Below are 11,374 nucleotides of genomic sequence, written 5' to 3'. Positions count from 1 at the left end.
GCCTGCTCTGCGCTCGGCTCCGAACGTTCCGTCTTCCGCCGTTCGACGTCGTGGTGGTCGTCCCGGTGTTCCGGTTCCATTGAATGTGACCTCTCGAATTGCTGCAGGACAACATCGAGGCGATCGGGAAGTTCCTTAAGCGACGGGACGATGATGCGGCTTGAACAGCCGGCCCTTTTCCACCACCAGCACGATCGCGAGCGCAGCGAGCGTCGACAGGAAGAAGCCGATCGAGAACGGCAATAGCGTTCCGTCGAAGCTCTGTCCGATCGCCATGCCGACCACGATTCCGATCAGCGTCGTGATCGAGCCGTAGAGCGAGGAGGCGGTCCCGGCGATGTGGCCCTGCGGCTCCATCGCGAGCGCCGTGAAGTTGGCAACCATCATGCCGAACGAGAACATCATCAGAGCCGAGAGCACCATGAACAGGGCAAGCGGCAGGATGCCGAGCATTTCCGTCAGCAGCATCACGGCAGCTACGATTGTGTAGAGCGTCAGCGCGCCATGCGAGATCACGCGCATGCCGAGTCGCCCGACCAGTCTCGCATTGAGGAAGCCGGCGACGGCCGTGCCGGCTGCAATCGCGGCAAAGGCGAGTGGGAAGTAATGGCCGAGGTGATAGATGTCGGTGAAGACCTGCTGGGCGCAGAAGACAAAGGCAAAGAGCGCGCCGATGACGCTGCCGGCGGCCGTGGCATAGCCGATGGTCTGGCGATTGGTCAGGGTCTGCCGAAACGCCGAAAGCACGTCGGCGGGTGCGAGCGACCGGCGCCCGGATTCAGGAAGGGTTTCCGGCAGCCGCAGCACGCACCAGGCGAGCGCGAGCAGGCCGTACAGCATCAGTACGACGAAGATGCCGCGCCACGCCGTCACCAGCAGCACCGCCTGCCCGAACGAGGGGGCAATCACGGGCACCGCGATGAACACCATCATGGCAAGCGACATCACGCTCGCCATGCGGCGGCCGACATAGCAGTCGCGCACGATCGAGGTCGCGATCACGCGCGTGGCCGAGGTGCCGAGCCCCTGCAGCGCGCGCGCCAGCAGCAGCGTCTCGAATGAGGGTGCCGCGACCGCCAGCACGCTCGCTACCGCATAGACCGCCATGCCGCCGAGCAGCACCGGCCGGCGGCCGAAGCGGTCCGACAGGGGGCCCATGACGAACTGGCCGGCGCCGAAACCGATCAGGAAGGTCGACAGCACCAGCTGGAGATGGTTGGCGACGGGAATGTTGAAGGCTGCCCCGATATTGGGCAGTGCAGGCAGCATCATGTCCATCGCAAGCGGATTCAGCGCCATGATGGACGCGATCACGATGACGAATTCTGGAAATCCCATCGGGCGGTGTCCCGCGGACACCCAATCGTCGGCATTGACGTCAGACAAGAAGCTCACCTCTGAAATTGAGCGACTTTATCCATCGCTCATGCTGCGTTGCACAACCCATGTTTCGGGATGGCTGGCAGGCGGAGGAGGGGCGGCAAGAATTGGTGAGGGGAAGCCCCCGCGCGAGCCGACCGCGGGTCCTGCTATGGCCCCGGAAACCAGTGATTCACCATCCCTCCCTAAAGATCGACGCCGAGCGGGGCAGGTCGGGTCCGGCGGGATGAAACGGAAACGCCTCCTGTCCACTGTGGCGGCCGATCGATGAGGCGCCGCGCCGGCGCCGAGAGAAACCAGGCCAAACAAGGTATCCGATTGTGTCTGATGTCAGCGGTACAGCACGTTGGTTGGAGCCCTCGGCCGACATGGCTTCGAGGCGTAACCTCTGGCTTGCCTGCCTGATCGCACTGACCGCGCTTCTGGTGATCGGCAATCTCGCCAGCGACGTCGGGCTCGATGTGAAATATGGCTGGGACACCCGCGTCAATTGCGCGGCGGTGGATGCCTATGCCGGCGGACTCGATCCCTACTTCGTCAAGAACCTGAAGGGTACCAAGCTCTCTTACCCCTATCTGCCGGTGACGCTGGAGGCCTTCCGTCCCTTTTGCGCGGATGGCATTCTGGTCGCTCATTACAAAACTATCTTTCCCGTGCTGGCCGTGCTCTGCGGCCTCCTCCTGCCAGGTCTTGGCTTGCCCGGTCTTGGCGTGCCCGGTCTTGGCGTGCCCGGTCTTGGCCGAGCGCGCCCGAGCGCTCGCGACGTTGGGCTCAGGGTGCTCTGCGCGCTCGGCGCATTCGTCGGTTTCGAATGGGTCCAGGCGTCGGGCAACTTCGCGATCCTGAGCGGCGTGCTGACCGCGATCGCGCTGAGGCTTCTGCTTTCTCCGCCCGCATCCGGAGCGGCAGAGGACCGCAGCTTTCCGTCGCGCCTCGCCGGCGCCGCGCTGCTCGGCCTCGTGATGTCGTTCAAGCTGGTGTTCTTTCCCGTGCTGGCCGCGCTGTACTTCCTGCCGCTGCCGCGCCGCCGCAAGCTGATGCTGATCGCGATGGCGGTGTTCAGCTTCGCCTTGCCGATCCTGATATCGCGGCTGGCATACCCCGATCTGTTCGCGAGCTGGCAACTTGCGGTGGCCGGGAAGATTCCGGACCAGCACCTCGTCGAGCTGTTCGAGAGCAATCCGTCCCTGCTGCTGCTGGCGCGGGATCTGATGGGGCATGTGGGCCTGATCGATAGCAAGCCGGCGATCTTCGCAACCTATGCCTTCGCCGTGACCGCACTGGTGCTCGTGCCGTTCGCCCTGTCCATCCTGCGCTTGATCGGGAGCCGCCCGGCGCACGAGGGAGATTCGCTTCCTGCGCGAGTGGATCGCTGGCTGATGGATCACCCCCGTGCAGCCATGCGCATCACGGTGCTGGCGATGTTTGCGCTCTATCTCAGCTCGCCGCGCCTCAAGGAATATGCCTTCTTCGAACTCGCGCTCTATGCCGCGATCCTGCTGGTCGATCTTCCAGCCAGGGCACTGGCCGCCGCGCTCACCGTCGGTCTCCTGATGCCCTCATTGATCTTCGTGACGGGGAGTTCCCCCGAGGACAATTCCATCCAGCTCTTCAGCGCGCTGATGTTCTTCTGGGTCCTGCTGCTCGACGCCCGTCATGCGGGCCGGGTGCCGGACACGGTCCAGCTATAGCCGTGGCGGTGGTAGAGCCGAACATCCCCGAATCCGCCTTCCGACAGCAGTGCCTCCGCTTGGGCGCGCGTGTAGTATTTCGCGTAGGCGGGATTGAGCTGATCGTAGATGGTCAAGCGGCGAACGCTGCGCGGAAACTTCGCCAGCACCGAACGCATGTAGGACCGCATCGGTAGCGGCAATATCCGGCACAGCCCGATATAGGCTGTCAGCGCCCATTCCAGACCATGCGACAGCACCACCAGCAGCCGGTGCGGCAGCAGCACGGTGAGCTTGCGCAGCGGGATCGCGAGCGACAGATAGGTCTCGTTGCCTTCGTAGCCGTAGAGCCAGACGATGCAGCGTCCGCCGGGGCGCAACGCATCATAGGCCGCGCGAACCACCGGCGCCGGCTCGGGGATGTGATGCAGCACCCCCATCGAAACCACATAGTCGAGCCCGAGATCGGGCGGCAAGCGGTCGCCGGGAACCTGCAAATAGTCGATGCGCTCCGCGCGGGCCGCCGTGTTGTCCTTCAGGACCAGCATGGCATCGGAGGGTTCGACCGCGACGACACGATCCGCTCCGGCATCGAGCAGCATGTTGACGATGCGTCCCGTGCCGCTGCCGATATCGGCGATCCGCTTGCCCTTGACCTCGTCGAGGGAAAGCAACGGACCGAACAGATCGGCAAGCAGGTCCGCCGAGCCGTAATAGGCGGGGTTTTCGCGGAACGCGGTCCATTGCTCGCCGAAATCGTTGATCGTCTGGTCCTTCAGGTCCGGCATGTGCCCGCTCCCTACGCTCGGCGCGGCGAGGGGGTCGCAAGCCCCGTCAACCAGATGCCCAGCGTCAGGATCGGCCACAGCGCGAACGCATTGTCGCTCCTGGCCTCGCGATGCGCAGTCCACAGCAGCCGGATCGCCTCCGGTTTCAGGAAGGGCGCAAAAACGTCGGCCTCCCTGTCGAGCACCCGGTCGCAGATCGGCCGCAGCCCACCGCGTCGCATCAGTTGCGCGATCGGCACGTTGAAGCCGCGCTTGCGCGACCATGCGGCCTCTCCCGGCATGCCCAGGCGCTCGGCGAGTTTGCGCAACACATATTTCGGTGCGCCCTTGGGCCAGGGATTGAGCAGCGAGACATCGAGGCTGCCGGCGAGGTCCATGACCCGTCGATCGAGGATCGGCACGCGCACTTCGAGACCATGCGCCATGCTCATGGCATCGACCTTGGTGAGGACGCTTTGCAGATGGAAGCGCTGGTCGGCGATCAGCGCCCGATCCAGTACGTTGTCATGCGGCTCCGAATAATATTCGGCGTATTCCGCGAACGGGTCAGTCGATGCAAGATCGGCCATACCGCGGTCATAGATCTTCTCGGCGAGAAAGCGGGGAACGAGCCGCCGCCATTGCAGATGCGGGCTGTTGCCGGCTTCGCCCAATCCGAGTGCGAAGCGGGCGAGTTGCGCCGCTGCCGGAAGCCGCTTCTCGTTGCCGCGCACCGACGCATAGGCGAGGCGTCCGGTCAGGCCGGCAAGGCCGCGCGGAACGACGTGGCGCGCGCGCTCCGCCATCATGGTCGCGGCATAGGTCTCATATCCGGCGAAGAACTCGTCTCCGCCATCGCCGGACAGAACCACCGTGGAATGCCGGCGGACCGCACCAGCCAGATGATAGAAGCCCAGCGCGCCCGTGTCGGCGCATTGGCCGTCGAAATGATAGACCACCGCCCGCAGCGACGCCTCGGCATCCTCGCCCGCTTCCCCGTCGATGACGTTGAGCGACAGGCCGGCGGCGGTGGCGATCTGCTGCGCCACCGCGGTTTCATCATGGCTTTTCTCGGTGAAGCCGGCCGTGAACAGCGGCGGCTTCAAGCCGAGCCGGCCGAGCGTCAGGCTGATCAGCGAACTGTCGATGCCGCCGCTCTGCAGCACGGCGAGCGGCACGTCGCTCACCATCTGGCTCTTGACCACGGTTTCGATCGTCGATTGCAGCCGGACAACGGCTTCGTCGAGGTCGCGGATCGCAGGCGCACGCACCGGCCGCCAGAAGCGTCGCTCGGTTCGCTCGCGCTCGGTGAATCCGATCATCGTGCCGGGCGGGAGCTGCTTGATGTCCTGGTACAGGCTCGTTTGCGTCCCTGGATGGCCTGCGGCGAGATAGGTATGCAGGGCCACGGGATCGATCCGCGCGGTGAGGTCTCCGCCCGCCGTAAGTCCCTTGATCTCGCTTGCGAACAGAACGCGGCTGCCGTTCTCGGAATAATACAGCGGCTTGATCCCGATGCCGTCGCGCGCCAGGATCAGGCGGCGCTCCTGCCGATCCCACAGGCCGATCGCGAAAAATCCCTCCAGGCGTTCGAACATCGCCTCACCCCAGGCGAGATACGCGTAAGGGAGGATCTCGGTGTCGCAGGTGCTGCGAAAGCGGACGCCGAACGATCGCTCGAGCTCGCTGCGCAACTCGTGATCGTTGTAGATCTCTCCATTGTAGGTGACGACGATGCGTTCCGAGGCATCGAGCATCGGCTGGCGCCCGGCATCGGAGAGATCGCGGATGGCGAGCCGGCGGTGGGCGAGGCCGACGGGGCCGTCCAGCCAGGTGCTCTCGCCGTCGGGCCCGCGATGGACCAGCGCTGCCGACATCGCCGCAACCGCACGGCCGTCGGCGGGCCGACCGTCACGATGAAAGATGCCCGCTATGCCGCACATCGCGTTCCCTTGCCGCGGGAGGTCATGGTCGCTGATTCATGATCTGCTTCAGCAGCACCGCGAGCAGTCCCATGGCGACGACGAGAATGCTGAGCAGGATCGCGCCGACGCCCAGCACGAAGGCGCTGACGACCTGCAGGATGATCCCGCCGATCAGCGAGACCAGCGCGAGCGCCATGCACATCATCGCCAGCAGCACGAAGATCTTCAGCGGATTGTAGTAGGTGCAGGCCTCTAGGACGTATTGCAGTGTCCGAATGGAGTCGCGGAACAGGTTCACCTTGGAGCGGCCGATGCGCTCCTTGTAGTCGATGTCGATGTAGTCGACGAACTTCGCGTTCATCATGTAGGCGAGCGTCAGCGACGTCGTGAAGCTGAAGAGGTCGCTGACATGCTCGAAATAGGAGATCGCGACCTGCCGGCCGAACACGCGCAGGCCGGAATTGATGTCGGGGATCTCGCGGTTGGCGGTGAATTCGACGATCGCCTTGAGGATCGCGCGCAACGGCGATTTCAGCCTCGACTCGCGGTAGTTGGGCCCGGTCCGGGCGCCGACGACCATGTCGAACCCCTGGTTGAAGCGCGCGACCAGCGCCGGGATCGTCTCCATCGGGTACGAGCCATCCGCGTCGCTGATGACGATCGTGTCGTAGGACGCAGCGCGAATTCCATCCTTCAGCGAGCGGCCATAGCCGATGTTGTGGGGATGCCTGAGCACCTTTGCACCGGCCTGTTCGGCAAGCTCGCCGGTGCCGTCGGCCGAACCATCGTCGACGATGATGATCTCATAGGGAGTGAGCTGAGCGCCGTCGAGGGCCGCCTTGGCTCGATCAATGGTTTCAACGATGCCGTTGCGCTCGTTGAGCGCAGGAATGACGACTGAAATCATAAGCGGCGTGCAATGCAGGTGACGGATTGCCCAAAGAAGCTTCGCGAGAGCGGATCGAGCGCCCGCGACAGCGGCACGGCATATTTGTCGAACAGGGCGATCTGCCCATTGACGGCGGCATCGTTCAGCGACTGATGCCGCTTCAGACGATTGGCAAGCCATCCCAGCCCGCCGATCGGATTGAAGTAATTCAGCCGGACCAGCTCGACCGGTTGATCGGCGAGCAGCTTGGCGAGGCGCGCGGTGGTGTAGCGGCGGCAGTGTCCCGCCAGGCGATCGAGATCGTTGTAGAGCAGCATCAGGGCGGGAACGCTGATCAGGAGATGGCCGCCGGGCTTGAGCACCTGGACCAAATTGGCAACCGCCGTGGCGTCATCCTCGATGTGCTCGAGCACATTGATGGTGAAGACCGCATCGACGCCTTGGGGAAACAGGGAACTCAGCTGATCGCGGACCAGAATGTCGCAGACGGCGAACTTGCGATCGGGCATCGCCTTGGCGGCACGTTCGACGCTTTCGCGGTCGTGGTCCACGCCGCAATAATCGCCCAGTTCGCCCAGCACTCTGCTGTAGAGCCCATGCCCGAACCCGACCTCGAGGATCGCACCCTTCAGGTAGGGACGGAACTGGTCGATAACCCAGTTCATGTAGTTCTGCGCGTCGGCGATTGCGCTCGAATACGTATCGGCCCCGACTTTCAGGCCTTCCGTCGTGGACTGGGCGGGAAAGGAGGTTTGAGCCATGGAGCCTGCGCCTTGTTCTCGCTCGGGTTAGCAGCGAGCGCCATATTTCTCAAGGACATGTGCAGCACAATCGCCTTAAAGTTGACGGCTCATGCGACAGGAACATGATGTGCTCCGACGCGCGCTCGATGCGCTGAAATCCCGCCTCGATCATCGATCCGTCGCCTGCTTTCGGTGAAGCGGCTGCTTGGACTCGGGCGAGGGCGATCTTCAGATGCTGAAGCCGTGCAACAGAGCTGTTGGGCAGATCGAGTCGGCACCGGAGGCGTGTTCGATGCTCAGCTGAAGCGGAGGGTAGACCGCCTTCATCGCGGAGCATCAAATCTCGTGGTGCGGGCAGCCGGGGTCGAACCGGCACAGCGCTTGCGCACCGAGGGATTTTAAGTCCCTTGCGTCTACCAATTCCGCCATGCCCGCTTGATCCAACGAGATCAAACACTTAAGTCCATCCTGGCCGTCTGGAATTGGCGCGTTGCGAGCCCGGAGGGACGGTTCTTCCTTAAGCGAGCCGGGCGCACAAGGCAAAGCCTCAATCCGGACATCTGTTGTTGCTTTAGGCATTCTCAATCCAAGGGGACTATTCATCCGGCATGGCTGCTTCGTTTTCCACTTCGCCGCGCGGCTTCGGCGCGCTCCTCGCGCTGCTTGCGGCCGGCGCCGCGCTGTCCGGCTGCGCCGGCATGAGCGAGACGGTCGCGCCGGCCTTTGCCGATCCCGCCAAATACGAATTGTACGACTGCAAGCAGCTGGAGGCCGAGCGCAAGTCGCTCGCCAAGCGCACTGACGATTTGCGGGGGCTGATGGAGAAGGCGGAGACCGGGACGGGTGGCGCCGTGGTGTCCGAGCTCGCTTATCGCAACGACTATGTTGCCGTGCGCGGGTCGGCGCAAATGGCCGAGGACGCCTGGCGCCGCAACAAGTGCCGGGAAACGCCGCCGGAGGCGACCCCGCCTGCCACGCAATTGTCGCCCGCGGCGGCTGCCAAGCCCGCTTCGAAATCCGGGAAAATGTCCCGCTGAGGCGCCGCGCTGGCGGCGCTTCGCATCAGGGCCGCCAGCCGTAGATCCAGTCCTGCCGCGCCAGCATGCGGTCCGGGCCGAGCGCGCGGATCGCAAGATCGCGTGCGGCCGCAAGCGGCCCGCTGAGATGATAGATGCGGCCCTGCTGCCGCGCGGTCCGCTGCACCCGCCGCACCCGCGCCTGACGGGCACGGCCGTATTGCGTCAGCGCAGCACTGATGCCTGCCGTGCTCTCGGCGGCTTCAAAGCTCAGATGCCGGGCGAGCACCGCGGCATCCTCGATCGCCATGCCGGCGCCCTGGGCCGCAAAAGGCAGCATCGCATGCACGGCATCGCCGAGCAGCGCCACCGGACCTTTGCTCCAGGGGCAGCCGTCGGGCACGCCGAACAGCGCCCATTTCCGCCAGCTGTCGACCGTGGCCAGCATCATGCGCGCCGAGGCCGGCCAGCGCGGCGCGGCGAAGGCGTCCATCACTTCCAGCGGATCGCCGGGCGTGCTCCAGCCCGGCCTGTTCCAGGTGCCCGGCAACACAGCGACCACGTTGATCTGGCGTCCGCCCGCGATCGGATAGGCGACGAGATGGGCATTCGGCCCCATCCACAGCTGCACCCGGCGCGCGGTGTAGTCCTTTGGCAGTTGCGTGGCATCCAGCGTGCCGCGCCAGGCGATCAGCCCGGAGAAGCGCGGCTGCACCTCGGGAAACAGATGCTGGCGGACCGTCGACCAGATGCCGTCGGCGCCGATCAGCGCGCTGGCGAGATCGCTGCGGCGGATCGTGCCGCTGCGATGGACCACCGTCAGCCCCTTGGCATGAGGCGCGACATCTTCGAAGGTCGCGCCCAGCTTGAGGTCGATGTCGGGATGATCGGCGACAGCACCGGCCAGCGCGGATTGCAGGTCGGCGCGGTGCACCACCCAATAGGGAGCGCCGGCCCGCGCGGACGCTGCCTCGCCGAGCGGCATGCGCAGCAGCTCGCCGCCGGTCCGCGCGCTCATGATCGAGACCGCCTCCGGGATGACGGCGCGCAGCCTGAGGCGCTCGGTGAGGCCGAGCTCGACCAGCACGCGGCTGGCATTGGGGGAGAGTTGCAGGCCGGCGCCGACTTCCTCGAGCCGCTCGGCCTTTTCCAGCACGACGATGCGGAAGCCGCGGGCTGCCAGCGCCAGCGCGGCCGTCAGTCCACCGATGCCGGCACCGGCGATGACAATCGTGCGGGAGAGCGCCACCCCTGACCGATGGAAACGGTCAGGCCACCTTGTCCTTCAGGACGCATTCCGGCGGGCGGGCTTCGCCCGCCTTCAGATCGGCCGCGAATCGGTACAGCGTCGAGCAGTAGGGGCAGATGATCTCGTTGTCGTTGCCGAGGTCGAGGAAGACGTGCGGATGGTCGAACGGAGGGTTGGCGCCAACGCACATGAACTCTTGCGAGCCGATCTCGATGACGGGGACACCGGCATCGTTATGGAAGTGCGGGACGACATGGTCGGACATCGTAACTCATCCTGGAGTGGCAATGGCGGCAGACACAATCACGAACTGACGCGGCATCTTTAAGGCGCCGCGGACCATACTGGCGGGTGTGGATGATTGCTAGTCCAGCGGAACCGAAAGGTTCGCAATTGCCCCATGCTCATTTGCTCATGCAAATTCGACACAATCTTAAGGCCTGAGAGAAGCCCTTCTTTCGTCGGGGACGTTGTGTCGCAATTTTGGCATACTATGTCTGTGGACGAGCAAATTTGCGCCGAATGACGAATCGACCGGCGCAAGGGATCCCAGGGACTTCCGGGCTTTTCCACATGAAGTGGCTGCGAATCACCACAGCGTTGACCGGTATCGCCGCGTGCGGCTTCATGCTCGCGCAGGTAGCACCGCACGCCCGCGAGGCCGGCGCGATCCTCGCCGCCCAGGATGATCCGGCCGTGCTCTCCGAGCTGAAGCTCGATGCATTGCTGCGGCAGAACGACCATCTGGTTCAGGACAACATCGAGGCCGCACTCGCCGCCGGCGATGCGGATCTCGCCGACAGTTTTGTCGCGCTCGCGCGCGACCGCAACATCGCGCTGCCCGACGACCTCCTGGGCCGCGTCAATGACGCGGTCAAAGCCGAAAGCTCCACCTCGCATTTCGCCAAACGTTTCGCCACCGGCCTCGTCACCGGCAATGCCGACGATGTCGCGAGCCTCTCGGGGACGGTGGCGGGCGATCTCTTCGTGATCGGCGACATCAGGGACGTGGTGCGCGAGGGCAAGCATCTTGCCATGGGCGAGGACACCGACCGGCTCGTGCTCGGGCTTGCGGCGGCCGGCCTTGCGGTGACGGCGGCAACCTACGTGTCCGTCGGTGGTGCCGCGCCGGTGCGCGCCGGACTGACGCTGGTGAAGGATGCACGCAAAGTCGGGCGGCTCGGCGAGGGGCTGGCGGTCTGGGCCGGCCGTTCCGCGCGCGAGGTCGTCGACACGCCGGCGCTGCGGAATGCGGTGGTATCAGGCTCGGTGCTGCGGCCGGGCGAGACCGTCAGCGCGATCAAGGCGGCGTTCCGGGCCGAGAAGGCCGGTGCGCTGGTCCGGCTCGGCAAGGATGTCACGCGCGTCGCCGAGAAGACCGGCACGCGCGGGGCGATGGACACGCTGCGCATCGCTGAAGGTCCCAAGGATGTCGCGCGCGCGGCGCGGCTTGCCGAAGCGCAAGGCGGCAAGACGCGCGCGATCATGAAGCTTTTGGGTCGGGGCGCGCTGCTGCTGATCGGCGGCGCGTTCAATCTGGCGCTCTGGCTGCTCAGTGCGGCACTGACGCTGTTCGGCCTTCTCTCCTCCATCAAGGCGACCACCGAGCGCCTGACCCAGGCCTGGTGCGATCGCAAACGGGCGCGGCGGCTTCGCCGTGCCCGGATCGCCGCCGAAGCTGCTCTGGCCAACGCGGCCGTCACGGCGTGAGGCGCGCGGCGCTCCAGGCTATTGT

The 11,374-nt window shown here is 65.1% G+C and carries 10 protein-coding genes and 1 tRNA gene; 3 read left to right on the top strand and 8 right to left on the bottom strand.

Annotation, left to right across the window (positions count from 1 at the left end):
- Positions 1 to 135: 135 nt before the first annotated feature.
- Positions 136 to 1,386 (bottom strand): multidrug effflux MFS transporter, encoded by a 1,251-nt coding sequence (locus XI03_RS24115; RefSeq protein ID WP_271593530.1) that lies wholly within the window; start codon positions 1,384 to 1,386, stop codon positions 136 to 138.
- Positions 1,387 to 1,748: 362 nt separating this feature from the next.
- Between XI03_RS24115 and XI03_RS24110 the strand changes: the two genes are divergently transcribed.
- A complete protein-coding gene (locus XI03_RS24110; protein ID WP_271593529.1) occupies positions 1,749 to 3,071 on the top strand; it encodes a hypothetical protein in 1,323 nt (440 codons plus the stop codon).
- On the opposite strand, the gene XI03_RS24105 is transcribed toward XI03_RS24110, so the two are convergent.
- The 5 genes from XI03_RS24105 to XI03_RS24085 all read right to left on the bottom strand — a co-directional run bounded on the left by XI03_RS24105 (position 3,035) and on the right by XI03_RS24085 (position 7,809).
- Positions 3,035 to 3,838, bottom strand: coding sequence for a class I SAM-dependent methyltransferase (locus XI03_RS24105; RefSeq protein WP_271593528.1), 804 nt, complete (start codon positions 3,836 to 3,838; stop codon positions 3,035 to 3,037). The genes XI03_RS24110 and XI03_RS24105 overlap by 37 nt on opposite strands.
- 11 nt (positions 3,839 to 3,849) lie before the next feature.
- Positions 3,850 to 5,760 (bottom strand): asparagine synthase (glutamine-hydrolyzing), encoded by a 1,911-nt coding sequence (asnB, locus tag XI03_RS24100; RefSeq protein WP_038949927.1) that lies wholly within the window; start codon positions 5,758 to 5,760, stop codon positions 3,850 to 3,852.
- Positions 5,761 to 5,782: 22 nt separating this feature from the next.
- Positions 5,783 to 6,649, bottom strand: coding sequence for a glycosyltransferase family 2 protein (locus XI03_RS24095; protein WP_028141168.1), 867 nt, complete (start codon positions 6,647 to 6,649; stop codon positions 5,783 to 5,785).
- A complete protein-coding gene (locus tag XI03_RS24090; protein ID WP_049802007.1) occupies positions 6,646 to 7,392 on the bottom strand; it encodes a class I SAM-dependent methyltransferase in 747 nt (248 codons plus the stop codon). The genes XI03_RS24095 and XI03_RS24090 overlap by 4 nt, the downstream gene beginning before the upstream one ends.
- A gap of 328 nt (positions 7,393 to 7,720) precedes the next feature.
- A tRNA-Leu gene (locus XI03_RS24085) sits at positions 7,721 to 7,809 on the bottom strand.
- Between the two features lie 173 nt (positions 7,810 to 7,982).
- Here XI03_RS24085 and XI03_RS24080 point away from each other — a divergent pair.
- Positions 7,983 to 8,411 (top strand): twin-arginine translocation pathway signal, encoded by a 429-nt coding sequence (locus XI03_RS24080; protein ID WP_271593527.1) that lies wholly within the window; start codon positions 7,983 to 7,985, stop codon positions 8,409 to 8,411.
- Positions 8,412 to 8,436: 25 nt separating this feature from the next.
- Here the strand turns inward: XI03_RS24080 and XI03_RS24075 are convergent, their stop codons facing one another.
- On the bottom strand, positions 8,437 to 9,639 hold the full coding sequence (locus tag XI03_RS24075; protein WP_271593526.1) for an FAD-dependent monooxygenase: 1,203 nt from the start codon (positions 9,637 to 9,639) through the stop codon (positions 8,437 to 8,439).
- A gap of 19 nt (positions 9,640 to 9,658) precedes the next feature.
- A complete protein-coding gene (locus XI03_RS24070; protein ID WP_007602543.1) occupies positions 9,659 to 9,904 on the bottom strand; it encodes a zinc-finger domain-containing protein in 246 nt (81 codons plus the stop codon).
- A gap of 308 nt (positions 9,905 to 10,212) precedes the next feature.
- Between XI03_RS24070 and XI03_RS24065 the strand changes: the two genes are divergently transcribed.
- Positions 10,213 to 11,349: a hypothetical protein gene (locus XI03_RS24065; RefSeq protein WP_028141165.1), complete on the top strand. Its 1,137-nt coding sequence runs from the start codon at positions 10,213 to 10,215 to the stop codon at positions 11,347 to 11,349.
- Positions 11,350 to 11,374 lie beyond the last annotated feature (25 nt).

It is taken from the genome of Bradyrhizobium sp. CCBAU 65884, assembly GCF_028128835.1.
Lineage (GTDB): Bacteria > Pseudomonadota > Alphaproteobacteria > Rhizobiales > Xanthobacteraceae > Bradyrhizobium > Bradyrhizobium ottawaense.
This window is presented reverse-complemented; position numbering and strand designations above follow the sequence as displayed.